An 18,473-nucleotide genomic window follows, 5' to 3' on the forward strand; every position below is an offset into this window, starting at 1 on the left:
TGACGATATCTGGAATGTGATATATCACATTGACTCAAACAAAGGCCCGCGAGGGCCGTTTCAGCGCGCATCCAACTTCCATCTGGCGCGCGCGTCGATCCAGACTTCGAACTTCGATCCCGCCGCTCACTCCAGAAAGTCGCAATGCGCGCTCACGTAGGTTGCGAGTTCGAGCGAGTGTTGCCGCGCGAACCGCTCCGCGCCTTCGGTGTCGCGCGCCTCGAGCGCCTCGATGATGTGCATGTGTTCGGTGATCGAACGCGATGCGCGGTCGCTCTGCGAGATCGTCAACCTGCGGATCGCCCGCACATGCGCGAACACGTTGCGGATCGTGTGCGCGATCGAATGCGACTTCGACAGCTTGACGAGCGCCTCGTGAAACGTGATGTTCGCCTCCGAGTACTCGTCGATATGGCGCGCCGGCGCCTGCCGCTCGTCGTGGAAGCGGTCGAACAGGCGTCTTAGGTCTGCGATCTCGTCGTCGGTGGCCTTCAGCGTCGCGAGGCGCGCGGCCATGCTTTCGAGCGCCGCCCACATCTGGATCATCTCGACGATCTCGCGGCGCGTCTTGCGCCGGATAAACACGCCGCGCCGCGGCACCGCGCGCAAAAAGCCTTCCTGTTCGAGCAGCGTCATCGCCTCGCGAATCGGCGTGCGGCTCACACCGAGCGCCTCGGTGATCGTGCGTTCGTCGAGCCGGATCGGTTCGCGCGAGCCGTAAATGTCGGCCTCCGCGATCGCCTGGCGCAGCTTCGCGTACGCGAGATCGCGCAGTGACGCGCCCGGATTGAGCGGCTGCAGCGAGAGCGCAAAAGGCGCCGCACGCGCCTCCGAAGAGGCCGGCGACGCCGGTATCGTCAATGTCGCGTCGTCCATTACTCGTTGGACCCGAGCGGCGTTGGCCGATAAGCGTTGCGCGCGCCGGCCGCATTGGCATACGCGAGTTGCTCGCTCTCTTTCGCCGAATTCTCGATCCACCGTGCCCGCATCGGCGCGAGCAGGAATTTCGCCGACACGCTGCCCGCGATCGCGATGCACGCGCAGAAGATGAACACCGTGTTCCAGCCGCCATGCTCGGACAACACCGACGCGATCGGCACGAGCAACGCGGCGGTGCCCTTCGCCGTGTACAGCGTGCCCGCGTTACCGGCGGCGTATTTCGCGCCGAACGTGTCCGCGCAGGTCGCCGGGAAGTTCGAGAAGATGTCGCCGTAGAACACGAAGATCATCCCGGAGAACGCCATGAACAGATACGGGTTGTGACCGAAGTGCATGAGCCCGAGCAGCGCGAGCCCTTCACCGAGGAACGTGATGAACATCGTGTTCTCGCGGCCGATGCGATCGGAGATCGCGCCGCAAATCGGCCGCGTGAAGCCATTGCAGACGTTGTTGATCGACAGCGTCAGCGTGAGCAGCGGCAAGGTCGCGGCGAAGAACGAGATCGGCGTCGCGGCAAAGCCGTACTCCTTGGCGATCGGGCCGATCTGCGCGGTGGCGATGATGCCGCCCGTCGCGACGCAGACGAACATCGCGTACAGCACCCAGAACACCGGCGCACGGACCATTTGGCCCGTCGTATAGTCGATCTTCGTGGCGACGATGCGTTTGACGTTGCGCGCGAACTCGGGCGGCTTCGGGCGCACGAGCATGGTCGCGAGCAGCAGGATCACACCGCCCTGCAGGCAGCCGAAGAAGATCAGCGCATGCTGATAGCCCGAGCGCGCGATCATCGACGCGATCGGAATCACCGTCAGCGCAGCGCCCGCGCCGAAGCCCATTGCGGTCAGGCCAGCGGCGAGACCGCGCCGGTCCGGAAACCACTTGAGCGCATTGCCGACACAGGTGCCGTACACGCAACCCGCGCCGACGCCGGAAATCACTGCGGCGAGATAGAGCACGCCAAGATTCGGCGCGTACGCGTCGAGTATCCAGCCGAGTCCCGCGCAAATCCCGCCGCCGATCACGACCGGACGTGGACCGAAGCGATCGACGAGGTAGCCTTCAATCGGCACCAGCCACGTCTCGGTAACGATAAAAATGGAGAAAGCTGTTTGAATGGATGCGAGACCCCAATGATGCGCTGCATTCATCGGCTCGACGAAGAGGGTCCAGGCGTATTGAAGATTCGCGACGAGGCCCATGCAGATAACGCCGATCGCGAGTTGCATCCATCGGCTGGGCTGGCGGCCTGATTGGCGTTTGGCATCGCCGCCTTGTGCATTGACTGGCTGTCGCAAGAGTCGTCTCCGTTAATAGCTTCTGGTGTGACGTCGATGCTCGGGTTCCGGAGACACTTGCAATGCAGGTAGTACCGAACGGGATGCAGCTGACGCCCGACGATGGTGGGGCGTTTTGTGCTGCAGCAAAAATCAAACTTTTTTATCGTTTGAATAAGGGGGCGTGAATAGCCGTCATGCTGGGTTATTTGTCAGAAAGGGATTGGTAATTAAACTCGCGGCGAATGCGTGAGCAAAGCGGATAGCCGGATGGGGCGCATCCGGCCTTGTTCTGTCGTTAGTGAAGGGGTTACGCAGCCTGCGCGGCGGCGCTTTGATATATGGACAGTTCGTGACTCCGACTGTCCTTTCTGACCGACGTGTTTGATCTGTGATCCAGATCGTTCGTTTGACTATATATATAGAGCGCGCGCCGCAGCTGCGCGCTCGAGCCCATCAATCAGGCAATCAGGCGGCCAGTTCCTGCGCGATCCTTCGGCGGAACGCGAGCCCATTAGCATCGAACAGGTGACAATGGTCCGGCTCCGCGCCGAGCTTGATCTTCGTGCCCTTCGCGTGCCGCTCGAGCGGCGGAATCCGCGCGATCAGCCCTTCGGGCGCGACGCCGCACTCCGCGTACAGATAGGCGGCATCGCCGAGCGACTCGACCGTCATCACGTTCGCCGATACACCGAACTCGGTCGAATCGACATGCGTATGCTCGGGCCGGATTCCGACCGTCACCTTGTCGCCTTCCTTCGCGCTGCCCGGTTCGACCGCGACGCGTTGGGTCTCGCCCGTTTCATAGCGCACCAGCACGCCGTCGGGCGTGACCGACTGCACGATGCCGTCCATGAAGTTCATCTTCGGCGAGCCGATAAAGCCCGCGACAAAGCGGTTCGCCGGCGCGTGATACAGCGTGTTAGGCGTGCCAACCTGTTCGAGATTGCCGGCCGACAGCACGACGATCTTGTCGGCGAGCGTCATCGCCTCGACCTGATCGTGCGTCACGTAGATCATCGTCGTCTTCAGTTCGTCGTGCAGCCGCGCAAATTCGAGGCGCATTTTCACGCGCAGCGCCGCATCGAGGTTCGACAGCGGCTCGTCGAACAGAAACACCTTCGGCTTGCGCGTGATCGCGCGGCCGATCGCGACGCGCTGGCGCTGCCCGCCCGACAGCTGCTTCGGCTTGCGCTCGAGCAGGTGGTCGATATGCAGGATCTTCGCCGCATTGCGCACGGCCTGATCGATTTCGGGCTTTTTCGCGCCCGCAAGCTTGAGGCCGAACGCCATGTTGTCGTAGAGCGTCATATGCGGATACAGCGCATAGGACTGGAACACCATCGCGATGCCGCGCTTCGCCGGCGGCACCTCGTTCATGCGCGTGCCGTCGATGCTCAGATCGCCGCTGCTGATGTCCTCGAGGCCCGCGATCATCCGCATCAGCGTCGACTTCCCGCAGCCGCTCGGACCGACGAACACGACAAACTCGCCATCCGCGATGTCGAGGTTGATGTTGCGCATCACTTCGTTGTCGTCGTAGCGCTTGCTGATATTGCGCAATGCCAGGCTAGCCATGATGTGTCTCCAATGTTGCTTGCGATTGCTACTGTTGCGTGATGGTGCGATGTTGCGTCCACTCCGCGACCAGCGCCGGCAGTAGCCGCATATCGTCGAATACGTGCTGCGCGCCGGCCGCGCGCAATGCGCCAACCTGATGTTCGCTCGCATGACCGCCGCCGACGAAGCCGATCACCGTCATGCCGGCCGCCGTCGCCGCGGTCACGCCTGTCACGCTGTCCTCGACGACGAGGCACGCGTCGGGCGTCACGTTCAGGCCGCGCGCGGCCGCCAGATAGACATCGGGCGCCGGCTTTGGCCGCTCGACCGAATCCGCGCAGAAGAGCCGCCCACCGAAAAACTTCGCGAGCCCCGTGCGCGCCAGCGCTGCTTCGACATACGGACGAAAGCTGTTGCTCGCGCACGCCTTCGTCAACGGAATCGCCGCGAGCGCCTCACCAATGCCGTCGACAGTCGGCGCCTGCACGGCCGCCGCTTCGACCTTCGTGCGAATCGCGCCGATATCGCCGTCGGCGAACTGCTTGCCCAGTTGCGCGGCCGTGCCTTGGAGCACGCGCTCGATACGCAGGCCGAGCAGCGGCATCACGACGGGCGCGACATCGGCATCGGGCCAGCGCGCCTCGAGTTCGCGCACGAGCATCGCGGCCGCGACGGCTTCGCTGTCGATCAGCACACCGTCGCAATCGCAGATCAGCGCGAGGCCGGGTTCCATGCGAGGTTCTGTCCGAGTCTCTGTCCGGTTTTCTGTCACTTGACCGCCCCGAACGTAAGGCCGCGCACGAGCTGCTTCTGCGACAGCCAGCCGACGATCAGAATCGGCGCGACCGCAAGCAGCGACGCAGCGGACAGCTTCGCCCAGAACAACCCCTCAGGGCTCGAATACGAGGCGATGAACACCGTCAGCGGCGCCGCGTTCGAACTCGACAGGTTGATGCTCCAGAACGCTTCGTTCCACGACAGAATGACGAGCAGCAGCGCCGTCGACGCCAGCCCCGGCAACGCCATCGGCATCAGCAGATAGACGATTTCCTGCCACGTCGCGGCGCCGTCGATACGGCCGGCTTCGAGAATGTCGCGCGGAATCTCGTTGAAGTACGTGAACGCCATCCACACGGCAATCGGCAGGTTGATCAGCGTATAGACGATGATGAGCCCCGTCACGGTGTCGAGCAGGCCGCTGTTTTTACACAGCAGATAGATCGGCACGAGCACGCCGACCGACGGCATCATCTTCGTCGACAGCATCCACAGCAAGGTCTGCTGCGTGCGCTTGCTCGGGAAAAAAGCCATCGCATATGCGGCCGGCACCGCGAGGAGTAGACACACGATCGTCACGCCAACGGAAATCAGCACCGAGTTCCACGCGAAGCCGAAGTAATTGCTGCGCGCGAACACCTCGCGGAAGCTCTCCAGCGTCGGCGTGAAAAACAGCGACGACGAATACGCCTGCTGTTCGGTCTTGAACGCGGTGATCGTCATCCAGAAGATCGGGAAAAACAGCGCGATCGAGATCAGCCACGCGAGAATCCCGGGAATACTGCGCCGTACGACAGCCAGCGGCGATGCCGCCGGCGCGGTCGTCGTTGCGCTCGTAACGGGTGTAGCAGCGACTTGACTCATTTTTCGTACTCCCCTTTCAGGTTCTTCGCGAGCATCTTCACGAGGAAGAACGACACGATGTTCGCGACGACGACCGCGAGAATGCCGCCCGCCGATGCGAGGCCGACATCGAACTGCTGCAGGCCCAGTGCGTAGATCAGGTACGACAGGTTGGTCGTGGCGTTGCCGGGACCGCCGCCGGTCGTCGTATAGATTTCAGCGAAGATCGACAGCAGGAAAATCGTTTCCATCATCACGACCACGGCGATCGCGCGTCGCAAGTGCGGCAGCGTGATGAAGAAGAACATCGCGAACGGTCCGGCGCCGTCGATCTTCGCCGCTTCTTTCTGCTCCTGATCGAGCGACTGGATCGCGGTGAACAGAATCAGAAACGCGAACGGCAGCCACTGCCACGCGACGATGATGATCACCGACGTCAACGGATAAGTCGCGAACCAGTCGATCGGCGTCAGGCCGACCGCGCGCATCCCATCGGCCACGAGGCCGTACACCGGGTGCAAGATCATGTTCTTCCAGATCAGCGCGCTGACCGTCGGCATCACGAAGAACGGCGCGATCGCAAGCAGGCGCGCGATGCCCTGCCCGTAGAACTTGCGGTCGAACAGCACGGCCATCAGCACGCCGCCCACCACCGTGATCACGAGCACCGCGATGATCAGCTGCAGCGTATGCACGATCGACGGCCAGAACGACGGGTCGGTGGCGAGGTAGTGGTAGTTATCGAAACCGGCGAACCCTTTTTCATCGGGGTTCAGCAGGTTGTAGCGCGTGAACGAAAACCAGATCGTCATCGCGAGCGGAATCGCCATCCACAGCAGCAACACTGCGACAGAAGGCGATACGAGCCAGCGCGCGGATGCAGCTTTGCGCGACTCGCGTTCCTGTTCGGTTTGGGGTTCGGCGTGCGACAGAGGAAGGCGCAGATGAGGCATGATGGGCCACCTGTTCGGAATTGCGCGAGCCGCTGCGCTTCTTTCAAGCTACGCATTGCGGTGCGCGGTGCTGCCGGGGGTCCGGCCGGGCCTTGCCGCCCGGCCGGGGTTTGCTTCAAACGACGTTACTTTTGCAGGCCGGCCTGACGCACCGCGCGATCCGCGGTCGCGTTGCCGGCCGTCAGGGCCTGGTCGACGCTCATCTGGCCCGCAACCGCGCCCGAGATGCTCTGACCGACCACCGTACCGAACGACTGGAACTCAGGAATCCCGACGAACTGCACACCGGTGTACGGCACGGGCTTCAACGTCGGATGGTTCGGGTCGGCCGTTTCGATCGCCTTCAGCACGAAGTCCGCAAACGGCGCGGCCTGCTTGTACTCGGGGCGCTGATACGTCGACTGGCGCGTGCCCGGCGGCACCGACGCCCAGCCTTCGTCCTTCGCGACCATCTCGATGTATTCCTTCGACGTCGCCCACTCGATGAACTTCTTAGCGGCATCTTGCTGCTTCGACGTCTTCGGAATCGCGAGCGCCCATGCCCAGAGCCAGTGCGAACCGTTCGGCGTGACCTGCGTCGGCGCCGCGGCAAAACCGACCTTGTCCGAAATCTGCGATTGCTGCTTGTTGTACAGGATGCCGGCCGCAACCGTCGCGTCGATCCACATTGCGCACTTGCCCGACGACATCAGCGTCAGGTTTTCGTTGAAGCCGTTCGAGCTCGCTCCCGGCGGGCCGTATTTCTTCAGCAGATCGACGTAGAACGACACGGCCTTTTTCCACTCCGGCGTGGTCAGCTGTGCATGCCACTTCTCGTCGAACCAGCGGCCGCCGAACGTATTGACGAGCGTCGTCACGTAGGCCATGTTCTCGCCCCAGCCAGCCTTGCCGCGCAAACAGATGCCGTACATGCCAGCCGACTTGTCGGTCAGCTTGTCGGCGAATTGCGCGATCTGGTCGTAGGTCGGGTTATCGGGCATCTTCAGGCCCTTCGCCGCGAACAGGTCCTTGCGGTAGAACGTCATCGAGCTTTCAGCGTAGAACGGCAACGCATACAGCGTGTTGTTGTACGACAGCCCGTCGCGCGCGGTCTTCACGACATCGTTGAGGTCGTAGCTTGCCGGCAGATCCGTGAGCGGCGAGAGCCAGCCGCGCTTGCCCCATTGCGGCGTTTCATACGCGCCGATCGTCATCACGTCGAACTGGCCGCTGCCGGTCGTGATGTCGGTCGTCGCGCGCTGACGCAGCACGTTTTCCTCGAGAATCACCCAGTTCAGCTTGATGTCCGGATTCGCCTTTTCGAACGCGGGCGAGAGCTTCTTCAGCTCGATCATGTCCGGATTGTTAAGGGTCGCGATCGTCACGGTCGACGCCGCCGACGCATTGAGCGCCACGCACGCGGCCGCTGCGGCGCCGATCGCCGTCAGCGTAGGTTTCAGGGCTGGTTTCATCGTTTGTCTCCTTTATCGTACGTTCGTGTTGGCTTGCGATGGGCGACTCACGGATCCTCGCAGTTCCGGCCGGCAGCCGAGTCGCTGGCGATGGTAAAAAAAGTCAGCTCATCCAGTTGCCGCCGTCGACATTCAGCGTTTGCGCGGTGATGTAGTCCGCATCGGCCGAGGCGAGAAACAGCGCCGCGCCGGTCAGATCCGCCGGCAGCCCCATCCTGCCAAGCGGCACCGCTTCGCCGACGAGTCGCTTCTTCTCGCCGAGCGGCCGGTTCTCATAACGTGCGAACAGCGCATCGACCTGCTCCCACATCGGCGTATCGACGACGCCCGGTGCGATGCCGTTCACGTTGATCCTGTGCGGCGCGAGGGCAAGCGCCGCCGATTGCGTATAGCTGAGTACCGCCGCCTTCGTCGCGCAGTAGTGCGAGACGAGCGCCTCGCCGCGGCGCCCGGCCTGCGACGACATATTGATGATCTTGCCGCCGTGGCCCTGCTCGACCATGCGCTGCGCAACCGCCTGCATCAGGAAGAACATGCCCTTCACGTTGACCGCGAAAAGCTTGTCGTAGATGTCCCAGGATTCGTCGAGCAGCGGCCGCATATCGAAGAGCGCCGCGTTGTTGAACAGGATATCGATACGGCCGAAGTGCTCGACCGTTTGAGCGACGATGCGCTCGATGTCTTCACGCCACGTGACGTCCGCGCTGATCGCTAGCACGCGGTCGCTGTGCGTTTCACGCAGCGGGTGGGCGAATTCGCCGGCCGGCTTGACGTCGACCAGCACGCAGCGCGCGCCCTCGTCCAGATACCGGCGCGCGACCGCTTCGCCAATGCCGCTTGCCGCGCCGGTGAGAATGGCCACCTTGTCTTGCAGTCGCGCTGCCACGCCGTGTCTCCCAATCGTTCGTCTGGTGCAAATCTTTGCGCCAGTGAGCGAACGCTCTCTGTGCGATCAATTGCTCTCTTTGTGATCGAATGATCGGATACGTGTCCGGCCATGTCAAGGCACGCCGCAAGATTTCGATGGTGCAGCGCGGCAGTTGCGTGGCGTTTGCCGGCATTGCCTGGGGTTTAGCCGGAGTTCGCTCAAGACGGAGGCGCGAAATGTTGCTTGAGCGTGTGCTGCCGCCGGTTTCAGTCGGCTTGTTCGCCGGTTCGTTGGGTTCGCCGGGTTTGAGCCGCCTCGCCCTATCAATTTACACGGCGTCAGCGTTCAATCAATGGCAAGATGTTTAGATACGTTATATCATTTCGGCCTTGCTACGGAGCGCCACCATGTCCGCTTCATCCGACGACCGCCTCGCACACCGGCTCGCGCGCGCACAAGCCGTCGCCGACGCGCGCGGCCTCGCGCTCACCACCTTGCGCCGACAGGTCTACACGCTGATCGCCGCGAGCGAGCGGCCGATCGGCGCGTATGACCTGCTCGACGCGCTCGAACCGCAGCGCGGCCGCGTGCCGCCGACCACCGTCTACCGCGTGCTCGACTTCCTCGTCGAGCATGGCTTCGTACACCGGATCGAGTCGAAGAACGCGTTTCTCGCATGCTGCGACGTCGAGCATCCGCATCAAGGCCAGTTTCTGATCTGCGAGGCATGCGGCGAAGCCGTCGAGATTCCCGGCGCGGAACTCGCCCAACAGCTTGCCGGCAGCGCGCCCGCGCATGGCTTCGAAGTTCGCCGGCAGGTCGTCGAACTGAGCGGGTTGTGCGCCAGTTGTCAACGCGATCCGCACGGCGCGCCGTAGCGCCAGCGTCTCCATTCAACCTTCAATCCAACCGATCACGCACAAACAGGGCTGCACGATGAACAAGAAGAACCCGAGGTGGAGCGCAGTACGCGCCACGTTGAGACTGACCCACTATCTGTTCGCGGCGACGCTCGCGCTCGCCATCGGCCAGACGGCGGCATACGCACAGACGGCGTCCGCCGCCGCGAGCGGCGGCAAGATCCCGGTGGTCGCGGCCGAGAACTTCTACGGCGATGTCGTGAAGCAGCTGGGCGGCGATCAGGTCGACGTCACGAGCATCCTCAGCAATCCGGACCAGGACCCGCATCTGTTCGAAGCGAGCCCGAAAACCGCGCGCGCCTTGCAGCATGCGAGCCTTGTCGTCTATAACGGCGCCGACTACGATCCGTGGATGGCGAAGCTGTTGACCGCGTCGAAGAATGCCAGGCGCACGGTGATCGTCGCGGCGGACCTCGTCGGCAAGAAAAGCGGCGATAATCCGCACCTCTGGTACGAGCCGTCGACGATGCCCGCCGTCGCGCGCGCCGTGAGCGCCGCGCTCGTGGCCGCTGACCCGGCGCACAGGAGCACGTACGATGCGAATCTCGCGAAGTTTCTCGATTCATTGAAGCCGATCGATGCGAAGGTCGCCGCGCTGCATGCGCGCTACGCGGGAGTGCCGGTCACGGCGACCGAACCGGTGTTCGGCTATATGTCAGACGCAATTGGCCTCGATATGCGCAACCTGCGTTTTCAGCTGGCGACAATGAACGACACCGAAGCGAGCGCATCGGACATCGCTGCATTCGAACGCGACTTGCGCGAGAAGCGCGTGCGTGTGCTGATCTATAACAGCCAGGCCACCGAGGCGCTGACCCGACGGATGCTGAAGCTCGCGCAGCAATCACAGGTGCCGGCGATGAGCGTCACTGAAACGGAGCCCGCGGGCAAGAACTATCAGCAATGGATGCTCGCGCAACTCGATGCGCTTGGCGCGGCGCTCGCGGCAGGTGATCAAGCCGGCAGCAAAGGAACACATCAATGACCGAAAGTGATCGTCCGCCGTCCGCACCTTCTGCAGATACGACAACGAAAGCAGCAACGGATGCGGCGCCAGTACTGGAGCTCGAGCGCGTCACGCTCGAGCTCGGCGGACGCACGATCCTGAGCGACACGAGCCTCACGATCCGGCAAGGCGAATTTATTGGTGTGCTGGGGCCGAACGGCGCCGGCAAGACTACCTTGATGCGCGCGGTGCTCGGCCTCGTGCCCGCCGTAAGCGGCGTTGTGCGTGTGCTCGGCGAGCCGGTCGTCTGCGGCAATCCGTCGATCGGCTATATGCCGCAGACGCGCAGCGCGCTCGCCGGCCGGCGCGTGCGCGGGCGCGATTTCGTCGCGATGGCGGCGGACGGCCATCGCTGGGGCCTGCCGCACGCTGACGCAAAGACGCGCGCCGATGTCGCGCGCGTGCTCGACCTCGTCGGCGCGAGCGCATTGGCCGACCGGCCGCTGTCCGAACTGTCGGGCGGCGAGCGGCAGCGTCTGCTGCTGGCGCAATGCCTGCTCGGCAATCCGCGCCTGCTGCTGCTCGACGAACCGCTGATCAGCCTCGATCCGCATCATCAGAGAAGCGTTGTCGAACTCGTCCGGCGCGTGCAGCAGGAACTCGGCATCGCGGTGCTGTTCTCCGCGCACGAGCTGAATCCGCTGCTGCATGCGCTCGATCGCGTGCTGTATCTCGGTAATGGCGTCGCGGCGCTCGGCACCGTCGACGAAGTGATTACAAAGCCCGTGCTGTCGCGTCTTTATGGATCGACGATCGACGTGATCCGCATGAACGGTCGCATTTTCGTGATGTCGGGCGACGTCGAAGTCGAAAAGCACGACCACGAACACGAAGACGACGGCGGCGCACATAGCCACAGTCACGGCGGCCATGGACACGGGCACAGCCACGGACATGACCACAGCGACGGTGGCGCACGCGAACACGGGCGCGGCCACGCACACAACGATCACCGCACGTCACGCGACGGACACACACACGATGTTTGAATATGACTTCATGGTCAACGCATTCGCGGCGTCGGGGATCGTCGCGGTGCTGTCGGGGATCGTCGGATACTTCCTCGTGATGCGCGGGCAGACGTTTGCCGGCCACGCGCTATCGCACGTCGGCTTCACCGGCGCGACCGGCGCCGTGCTGATCGGCATCTCGCCGATCTGGGGGATGATCGGTTTCACGCTGGCGGCCGGCGTCGGCATGGGCGCGCTGGGCGAGCGGCTGGCGGGCCGCGACGTCGCGATTGGCGTGACCCTCTCGCTCTCGCTTGGCTTCGGGCTGCTGTTTCTGCATTTCTTCACCGCGTACGCGACGCAGGTCACCGCGCTGCTGTTCGGCAATGTGCTCGGCGTCAATACGTCGACAGTCGCGTTGCTCGCCGCGATCGGCGTGCTGAGTCTCGTCGCGCTCGCGGCGATCATGCGGCCGCTGCTGTTTGCATCGCTGCAGCCGGAACTCGCGGAAGCGAAAGGCGTATCGCTGCGGCTCGTGTCGGTGCTGTTTCTCGCCATCGCGGCGCTCGCGGTGGCGGCCTGCACGCAGATCGTCGGCGTGCTGCTTGTATTCACGCTGATGGTTGGGCCCGCCGCCGCCGCACAGAACATGACGACGCGGCTGTCGACAGGCCTCGTGCTCGCCGCCGCGTTCGCGCTCGCGCAGGCGTGGCTTGGCGTCACGCTCGCGTTTTACACCGATTGGCCGACCAGCTTCTGGATTACGTTGCTCGCGGCGCTCGTCTACGGGGTAAGTTTGTTGCGGCGTCGATAGCGGCGTGTGCAGGCTTCGATGACGCCGATAACGATGGCGCACGCATTAGCGCAACGATGCAATGCGCGGCGCGGCGCGGCGCGGCGCGGCGCGGCAACGATAGAAGCACGACAGAAGCCGCCGCGCATCCTTCGCGTCGCGCGCCGGCCGCGCTCACACCGCCCTCACCCGCCCTCACGCAAGCAACACCTTTGCATGATGCGCGAGATGATCTTCGATAAACGTCGAAATAAAGTAATACCCGTGGTCGTAGCCCGCATGCCGCCGCAGCGTCAGCGGTTGACCGGCCGCCGCGCAGGCTGCCTCGAATGCGTCCGGATTCAGCTGCTCGTCAAGAAACTGATCGGCGAGCCCCTGATCGACCAGAATGCCCGCGGCAAACTTCTCTGACGCGCGGCCGACCAGTTCGCTTGCGTCGTAGTTGCGCCACGCGTCACGGTTTTCGCCGAGATACCCGCTGAACGCCTTCTCGCCCCAAGGGCAGCGCATCGGCGCCGCAATCGGCGCGAACGCCGATACCGACTTGTACAGCACCGGATTGCGCAGCGCGAGCACGAGCGCGCCGTGCCCACCCATCGAGTGGCCGAAAATGCCAAGCCGCGCCGCGTCGATCGGCAGATTCGCGCAGACCGTCTCGCGCAAATCGTCACGCACGTACGAGTACATCCGGTAACGCGCCGCCCACGGCTCGCGCGTCGCATCGACGTAAAAACCCGCGCCGACGCCGAAATCCCACGCATCGCTTTCGCCCGGCACATTGGCGCCGCGCGGGCTCGTGTCCGGCGCGATCAGCGCGATGCCGTGTTTCGCGGCGAAGCGCTGCGCGCCCGCCTTGATCGGGAAGGTTTCTTCGGTGCACGTCAGACCGGCGAGATAGAACAGCGCCGGCACCTTGCCGTGCGCGGCCTGCGGCGGCAGGTACGCGGCAAAGCGCATCGGCAGGCCGATCGTGCGCGAATCGTGCTGATAGAACTGCTGCATGCCGCCGTGGCAGGCGTGCGACGAGCGTGTTTCTAACATCGCGGGCTCCCTGGCCTGGTCTCAATACATCACAACAGAGCGGATCGATTCGCCCTTCTTCATCAGATCGAAGCCCTCGTTGATGCGCTCGAGCGGCAGATGATGCGTGATCAGGTCGTCGATATTGATCTTGCCTTCCATATACCAGTCGACGATCTTCGGCACGTCGGTGCGGCCGCGCGCGCCGCCGAACGCGGAGCCCTTCCACTGGCGCCCCGTCACGAGCTGGAACGGCCGCGTGCTGATTTCCTCGCCCGCCGCCGCGACGCCGATGATGAACGACTGGCCCCAGCCCTTGTGCGTGCATTCGAGCGCATCGCGCATCACCTTCGTATTGCCGATGCACTCGAACGAGTAGTCGGCGCCGCCGTCGGTGAGTTGCACGATGCGGTCGACGACATTGCCGACTTCCTTCGGGTTGATGAAGTCGGTCATGCCGAATTTCGTGGCCAGTTCGATACGGCCCGGGTTCAGGTCGACACCGATAATCTTGTTGGCGCCGACCATCTTCGCGGCCTGGATCACATTGAGGCCGATGCCGCCGAGGCCGAACACGACGACGTTCGCACCCGCTTCGACTTTCGCCGAATAGACGACCGCGCCGACACCCGTCGTTACCCCACAGCCGATATAGCAGACCTTGTCGAACGGCGCGTCCTCGCGGATCTTCGCGACGGCGATTTCGGGCACGACAATGTAATTCGAGAATGTCGACGTGCCCATGTAGTGAAAGAGCGGCTTGCCGTCGAGCGAGAAGCGCGTGGTCGCGTCAGGCATCAGGCCTTTGCCCTGCGTCGCGCGGATCGCCTGGCACAGGTTCGTCTTGCGCGACAGGCAGAATTTGCATTGGCGGCACTCGGGCGTGTAAAGCGGAATGACGTGGTCGCCCTTCTTCAGCGTGGCGACGCCGGGCCCGACGTCGACGATGACGCCCGCGCCTTCGTGACCGAGGATCGCCGGGAAGATACCTTCCGGGTCCGCGCCGGACAACGTGTAGTAGTCGGTGTGGCAAATGCCGGTCGCCTTCACCTCGATCAGCACTTCACCGGCGCGCGGACCCTCGAGATCGACTTCTTCGATGGTGAGCGGTGCACCGGCTTTCCATGCGATGGCGGCTTTGGTCTTCATCAACGGTTCTCCTCGTGTCTTGCGAAGCGGATAGCGGATAGCGAGTTGCGGATAGCAAATGGCAAATAACGGCGGGGTCTTGCATGCGCACCGTGCATGTTGGCGGTGCGCAGCCGATCTGTAAAGGTCGCGATCGATAATGGGCATGCCGGGTGCCGCGCGGCGCATTGCGCAATAGGTTTACCTTATTGACCGTTCCTTGCGCCGCGTTTTCATATATCGAACTGACTCACCTCCGGCCCATCCGCGCACCATCACGCAGCACGCTGCCGCGGCGGCGCGTCGGCTTTCGAAACGCTCACTGATGACCATGCACGACACACAGGCAAACGACATGCAGCCAAACGACCCGCAGGCATCCGACGATCCCATCCAGCTGACCATCGACGGCGGCATCGCACGCATCACATTGAATCGCGCCGAGCGACGCAACGCGTTGACCTTTGCGCTGTGGCAGCGCCTTGGCGACACGTTCGACGCATTGAGCGCCGAGCGCGAGATACGTGCGATCGTGCTGACCGGCAGCGCAAACAGCTTCTGCGCGGGCGCCGACATCTCCGAGTTCGGCAAAGTGCGCGCCAACGCCGAACAGGCGCGCGCCTACGAAAACGCTTACGAAGGCTGCTGCAACCGCATCGCCGCGTCGCCGAAACCGACCATCGCCGCGATCAACGGCTACTGCATGGGCGGCGGCTGCAATGTCGCGATGTCGTGCGACTTCCGCTTCGCCGTGCCGGGCGCGAAGTTCGCAATTCCGGCCGCGAAGCTGTCGATCGTCTACGGCATTGCGGGCACGCGACGGCTGCTGTCGCTGGTTGGCCTTGCGAACGCGAAGCGGATTCTTTACGCCGCCGAGACGTTCGATGCCGAGCGCGCGCTGCGCATCGGCTTTATCGACGAAATCACCGACGATCCGCTCGCTGCAGCGCTTGCGTTTGCACAGCGGCTCAACGCATGCGCACCGCTCACGATCTCGGGGGCGAAGACGATACTCGATGCGCTTGCGTCCGGTAACGGCGCGCTACGCGACGGTGTCGTCGAGCGGCTGCTCGATGAGGCCGCGCAAAGTGCTGACTTTCGCGAAGGGCGTGCGGCGTTCGCGGAAAAACGCGCGCCGAAATTTCGCGGTGAATAAGTGCGAAGGAATGAGCACGATGAAGCGAGCGTAATGGAGTAACCGATATTGATCCGGTCGCTGTTGGCCGTCGCGACGCGATCACCGTCGATGGAATCGATCGGACAGGGCTCGACGCGCAGCGCGTGGTGTTTCCGTGGATACGCCAAAGCGGCATCATGTGACGCGGCAAATACAGACCATGTCGGATCCGATATGTCCCCCGCTCGCACTTCGGTTCGCGCGTTCGTCCGCGCCGCGCTTCTCCAATGGCGTGCAGCAGCAGGCGCGGCAACCGATCCCGTACGGGGGCACGCCTCGTGCACACCTCGGGCGTGCACCCATCGCCCAGGAACGCCTCTTCACCCATATCAACGGCGCGAAGCCCGAGATAGCCGTCACCGGGCTTGTTACGCTTTTTCGGCGCGCATACCGTTAGGAATATTCCTAAACCGATATGGAGAGAGACAATGCACGCGAACACGGTCCACCCGTGCGACGAGCGGCTGCCCGCAGGCCGGCTACTGACGCTCGGCGTTCAGCACGTACTCGTCATGTATGCGGGCGCGGTAGCGGTGCCGCTCATCATCGGCAGCGCGTTGAAGCTGCCGAAAGACCAGATCGCGTTCCTGATCAGCGCCGACCTGTTCTCGTGCGGCATCGCGACGCTGATCCAGACGCTCGGCTTATGGATCTTCGGCATCCGCCTGCCCGTCATCATGGGCTGCACGTTCGCCGCGGTGAGTCCGATGATCGCGATTGGCACGAACCCGAGCCTCGGCATACTCGACATCTTCGGCTCGACGATCGCGGCGGGCGTGATCGGCATTCTGCTCGCGCCGGCGATCGGCAAGCTGCTCCGCTTTTTTCCGCCGGTGGTTGTCGGTGTCGTGATTTCGGTGATCGGCTTGTCGCTGATGGAAGTCGGCATCAACTGGGCGGCGGGCGGCGTCGGCAATCCGGACTACGGCAATCCGGTGTATCTCGGACTGTCGCTTGCGGTGCTGATGCTGATTCTGCTTATCAACAAATTCGGCAAGGGCTTTATCGCGAACATCTCGGTGCTGCTCGGCATCGTCGCGGGCTTCGCGATTGCGGCGCTGCTCGGCCGCGTCAATATGGAAGGCGTGACGAACGCGCCGTGGATGGGCTTTGTCATGCCGTTTCACTTCGGCTTGCCGCACTTCGATCCGCTGTCGATCGCGACCATGGTGACCGTGATGTTCGTCACGTTTATCGAATCGACGGGCATGTTCCTCGCGGTCGGCGACATGGTCGAGCGGCCCGTCGATCAGAAGACGCTCGTGCGCGGCCTGCGCGTCGACGGTCTCGGCACGCTGATCGGCGGCATCTTCAACTCGTTTCCGCATACGTCGTTCTCGCAGAACGTCGGGCTGATCGGTGTGACGGGCGTGAAGAGCCGCTATGTATGTGCGATGGGCGGCGTGATTCTCGTGCTGCTCGGTCTCTTTCCGAAGATGGCGCAAGTCGTTGCGTCGGTGCCGGCGTTTGTGCTCGGCGGCGCCGGCATCGTGATGTTCGGCATGGTCGCGGCGAACGGCATCAAGGTGTTGTCGAAGGTAGACTTCACGAAGAACCATCACAACCTGTTTATCGTTGCGGTGAGCATCGGGCTCGGACTTGTGCCGGTCGTGTCGCCGCACTTTTTCGCGAAGCTGCCGCCGGCGCTGTCGCCGCTGCTTCATAGCGGCATTCTGCTCGCGTCGGTATCGGCGGTGGTGTTGAATCTGATCTTCAACGGCGTAAAGAGCGAACGGGCGGCCGCGCGTGAACTGCGCCGCGCGGAGCACGACTTCGAAGCCAATGCCGATGCGCGAGACGCAGCCGCGGGTGATGGGATGATGCGGGCTGCTGATTGACAGTGCGGCCGTTGTGCCGTCAGGCCGTTATGCGGCGATGCGTGGCCACACCTGGCCATTCGGCCGAATGGTGGCGAAGAGGCGACATTCATAGAATGGACCGCTCGCCTTTCCATTCCGTCACATGTCGCAACACGCACTACAGGTCGCCATCGATGAACCACCCGAGCACACGCATCGCTTCGGCGACATCTCGTTTGGCGGCGTTCGATGGGATCTGAGTCACCTCGACTCATTCACGTTCAAAACCGACCTTGGCCTCGGCACGGATATCACCGTGCTGGTGCTGTTCTCATGCCACTGCTTCACGCACAGTCTTCGTTGGGACAAGCGCCCGCAAGGCTTAATACCCGTTCGCGAAATCTATGACGATGGCAAGGAGCGACGCGTACTTGATGCTCAGAGATACGAATTATCGCGACGCTTCTTAAGAGAGGTCGTGATGACCATGCCGTCGCGTCGCATCGTCGTGGCCGACGACAGGCAACCGAATTTCGTTACGGTGGAAAACGTGAACACCGACGGCACCACGTCGCTCTACGCGATATTCTTCGAGGCGCGCAAGGATAAGAGCCGCAAGCACAGGATGGTGCTGCGCATTCAGTCTGCCTACCTGCTGGATGACGGACTCACGAAACGTCAGGCCAGCGCGAGAAGGATCGGCTTCACGACACTGCTGCGCGCAACGTATCTGGGCAAGAAGATTCGACCGTAAGAAGCCGGTGTGTGCTGGCCCAAAGCAAACCGGCGACGCGGCGCACAAAATACAGCGCCAGAAAAACCAACGGCCACCTTCCGGTGGCCGTTGTATGCGAGATTCTCTATCTACCTTTCGGCAGAACTCCCACTCCATGATGGGACCCGGTGACCCGGGCGGCGCTACGTTTTTCGCACTCGCTTGTACGTAGTTTTCAGACCAAGATTTTATCCCCGCCCTCACCCCTCGTCAAGCCAACCGCCCGGCCATTTCGAT

17 protein-coding genes are annotated in these 18,473 nt (G+C 63.1%); 7 read left to right on the forward strand and 10 right to left on the reverse strand.

The features are described from left to right. Positions 1–126: 126 nt before the first annotated feature. The 8 genes from KZJ38_RS20040 to KZJ38_RS20075 all read right to left on the reverse strand — a co-directional run bounded on the left by KZJ38_RS20040 (position 127) and on the right by KZJ38_RS20075 (position 8,686). Entirely contained in the window at positions 127–876 is a 750-nt protein-coding gene (locus KZJ38_RS20040; protein ID WP_219797891.1) for a GntR family transcriptional regulator, read from the reverse strand. Next, entirely contained in the window at positions 876–2,168 is a 1,293-nt protein-coding gene (oxlT, locus tag KZJ38_RS20045; RefSeq protein ID WP_219800499.1) for an oxalate/formate MFS antiporter, read from the reverse strand. The genes KZJ38_RS20040 and oxlT overlap by 1 nt, the downstream gene beginning before the upstream one ends. Before the next feature lie 516 nt (positions 2,169–2,684). Beyond that, on the reverse strand, positions 2,685–3,794 hold the full coding sequence (locus KZJ38_RS20050; protein WP_219797892.1) for an ABC transporter ATP-binding protein: 1,110 nt from the start codon (positions 3,792–3,794) through the stop codon (positions 2,685–2,687). 28 nt (positions 3,795–3,822) lie between these two features. Next, positions 3,823–4,509, reverse strand: a complete 687-nt coding sequence (locus KZJ38_RS20055) for an HAD family hydrolase (protein WP_219797893.1) — start codon at positions 4,507–4,509, stop codon at positions 3,823–3,825. A 35-nt stretch (positions 4,510–4,544) separates the two neighbouring features. Beyond that, positions 4,545–5,417 (reverse strand): carbohydrate ABC transporter permease, encoded by an 873-nt coding sequence (locus tag KZJ38_RS20060; protein WP_219797894.1) that lies wholly within the window; start codon positions 5,415–5,417, stop codon positions 4,545–4,547. Beyond that, positions 5,414–6,349, reverse strand: coding sequence for a carbohydrate ABC transporter permease (locus KZJ38_RS20065; protein WP_219797895.1), 936 nt, complete (start codon positions 6,347–6,349; stop codon positions 5,414–5,416). Before KZJ38_RS20065 ends, KZJ38_RS20060 begins: the two co-directional genes overlap by 4 nt. Positions 6,350–6,474: 125 nt before the next feature. Then, complete coding sequence (locus KZJ38_RS20070; protein ID WP_219797896.1) at positions 6,475–7,800, reverse strand: ABC transporter substrate-binding protein; 1,326 nt, start codon at positions 7,798–7,800, stop codon at positions 6,475–6,477. A 103-nt stretch (positions 7,801–7,903) separates the two neighbouring features. Beyond that, positions 7,904–8,686: an L-iditol 2-dehydrogenase gene (locus KZJ38_RS20075; protein WP_219797897.1), complete on the reverse strand. Its 783-nt coding sequence runs from the start codon at positions 8,684–8,686 to the stop codon at positions 7,904–7,906. Positions 8,687–9,075: 389 nt separating this feature from the next. Here KZJ38_RS20075 and KZJ38_RS20080 point away from each other — a divergent pair, with 389 nt between their 5' ends. From KZJ38_RS20080 to KZJ38_RS20095, 4 genes are read left to right on the forward strand one after another with little or no spacing between them, the layout of a single operon-like run. Further along, positions 9,076–9,546 carry a Fur family transcriptional regulator gene (locus KZJ38_RS20080; RefSeq protein WP_219797898.1) on the forward strand — a complete coding sequence of 157 codons (471 nt, stop codon included), beginning with the start codon at positions 9,076–9,078 and terminating at the stop codon, positions 9,544–9,546. 58 nt (positions 9,547–9,604) lie between these two features. Beyond that, positions 9,605–10,573: a metal ABC transporter solute-binding protein gene (locus tag KZJ38_RS20085; protein WP_219797899.1), complete on the forward strand. Its 969-nt coding sequence runs from the start codon at positions 9,605–9,607 to the stop codon at positions 10,571–10,573. Then, the gene (locus KZJ38_RS20090; protein WP_219797900.1) at positions 10,570–11,583 is read left to right on the forward strand and encodes an ABC transporter ATP-binding protein; all 1,014 of its coding nucleotides are present in this window, start codon (positions 10,570–10,572) and stop codon (positions 11,581–11,583) included. The genes KZJ38_RS20085 and KZJ38_RS20090 overlap by 4 nt, the downstream gene beginning before the upstream one ends. After that, on the forward strand, positions 11,576–12,358 hold the full coding sequence (locus tag KZJ38_RS20095) for a metal ABC transporter permease (RefSeq protein WP_219797901.1): 783 nt from the start codon (positions 11,576–11,578) through the stop codon (positions 12,356–12,358). The genes KZJ38_RS20090 and KZJ38_RS20095 overlap by 8 nt, the downstream gene beginning before the upstream one ends. A gap of 174 nt (positions 12,359–12,532) precedes the next feature. Here KZJ38_RS20095 and fghA read toward each other — a convergent pair whose 3' ends face one another. Next, on the reverse strand, positions 12,533–13,378 hold the full coding sequence (fghA, locus tag KZJ38_RS20100) for an S-formylglutathione hydrolase (protein WP_219797902.1): 846 nt from the start codon (positions 13,376–13,378) through the stop codon (positions 12,533–12,535). Positions 13,379–13,399: 21 nt separating this feature from the next. Further along, on the reverse strand, positions 13,400–14,506 hold the full coding sequence (locus KZJ38_RS20105; protein ID WP_219797903.1) for an S-(hydroxymethyl)glutathione dehydrogenase/class III alcohol dehydrogenase: 1,107 nt from the start codon (positions 14,504–14,506) through the stop codon (positions 13,400–13,402). A gap of 304 nt (positions 14,507–14,810) precedes the next feature. Here KZJ38_RS20105 and KZJ38_RS20110 point away from each other — a divergent pair, with 304 nt between their 5' ends. From KZJ38_RS20110 to KZJ38_RS20120, 3 genes are all read left to right on the forward strand, one after another. Then, entirely contained in the window at positions 14,811–15,641 is an 831-nt protein-coding gene (locus tag KZJ38_RS20110; protein ID WP_246641566.1) for an enoyl-CoA hydratase/isomerase family protein, read from the forward strand. Between the two features lie 449 nt (positions 15,642–16,090). Next, entirely contained in the window at positions 16,091–17,500 is a 1,410-nt protein-coding gene (locus KZJ38_RS20115) for a nucleobase:cation symporter-2 family protein (RefSeq protein WP_219797904.1), read from the forward strand. Positions 17,501–17,624: 124 nt separating this feature from the next. Continuing rightward, entirely contained in the window at positions 17,625–18,215 is a 591-nt protein-coding gene (locus tag KZJ38_RS20120) for a hypothetical protein (RefSeq protein ID WP_219797905.1), read from the forward strand. Positions 18,216–18,473 lie beyond the last annotated feature (258 nt).

The sequence above is a fragment of the Paraburkholderia edwinii genome, assembly GCF_019428685.1.
Taxonomy (GTDB): Bacteria; Pseudomonadota; Gammaproteobacteria; order Burkholderiales; family Burkholderiaceae; genus Paraburkholderia; species Paraburkholderia edwinii.

Bases quoted from the DNA above. Each gene is read 5' to 3' on its own strand.
- KZJ38_RS20040 (WP_219797891.1), bottom strand. From the start codon at position 876: ATGGACGACGCGACATTGACGATACCGGCGTCGCCGGCCTCTTCGGAG.
- oxlT (WP_219800499.1), bottom strand. From the start codon at position 2,168: ATGCAACTCGCGATCGGCGTTATCTGCATGGGCCTCGTCGCGAATCTT.
- KZJ38_RS20050 (WP_219797892.1), bottom strand. From the start codon at position 3,794: ATGGCTAGCCTGGCATTGCGCAATATCAGCAAGCGCTACGACGACAAC.
- KZJ38_RS20055 (WP_219797893.1), bottom strand. From the start codon at position 4,509: ATGGAACCCGGCCTCGCGCTGATCTGCGATTGCGACGGTGTGCTGATC.
- KZJ38_RS20060 (WP_219797894.1), bottom strand. From the start codon at position 5,417: ATGAGTCAAGTCGCTGCTACACCCGTTACGAGCGCAACGACGACCGCG.
- KZJ38_RS20065 (WP_219797895.1), bottom strand. From the start codon at position 6,349: ATGCCTCATCTGCGCCTTCCTCTGTCGCACGCCGAACCCCAAACCGAA.
- KZJ38_RS20070 (WP_219797896.1), bottom strand. From the start codon at position 7,800: ATGAAACCAGCCCTGAAACCTACGCTGACGGCGATCGGCGCCGCAGCG.
- KZJ38_RS20080 (WP_219797898.1), top strand. From the start codon at position 9,076: ATGTCCGCTTCATCCGACGACCGCCTCGCACACCGGCTCGCGCGCGCA.
- KZJ38_RS20085 (WP_219797899.1), top strand. From the start codon at position 9,605: ATGAACAAGAAGAACCCGAGGTGGAGCGCAGTACGCGCCACGTTGAGA.
- KZJ38_RS20090 (WP_219797900.1), top strand. From the start codon at position 10,570: ATGACCGAAAGTGATCGTCCGCCGTCCGCACCTTCTGCAGATACGACA.
- KZJ38_RS20095 (WP_219797901.1), top strand. From the start codon at position 11,576: ATGTTTGAATATGACTTCATGGTCAACGCATTCGCGGCGTCGGGGATC.
- fghA (WP_219797902.1), bottom strand. From the start codon at position 13,378: ATGTTAGAAACACGCTCGTCGCACGCCTGCCACGGCGGCATGCAGCAG.
- KZJ38_RS20105 (WP_219797903.1), bottom strand. From the start codon at position 14,506: ATGAAGACCAAAGCCGCCATCGCATGGAAAGCCGGTGCACCGCTCACC.
- KZJ38_RS20110 (WP_246641566.1), top strand. From the start codon at position 14,811: ATGACCATGCACGACACACAGGCAAACGACATGCAGCCAAACGACCCG.
- KZJ38_RS20115 (WP_219797904.1), top strand. From the start codon at position 16,091: ATGCACGCGAACACGGTCCACCCGTGCGACGAGCGGCTGCCCGCAGGC.
- KZJ38_RS20120 (WP_219797905.1), top strand. From the start codon at position 17,625: ATGTCGCAACACGCACTACAGGTCGCCATCGATGAACCACCCGAGCAC.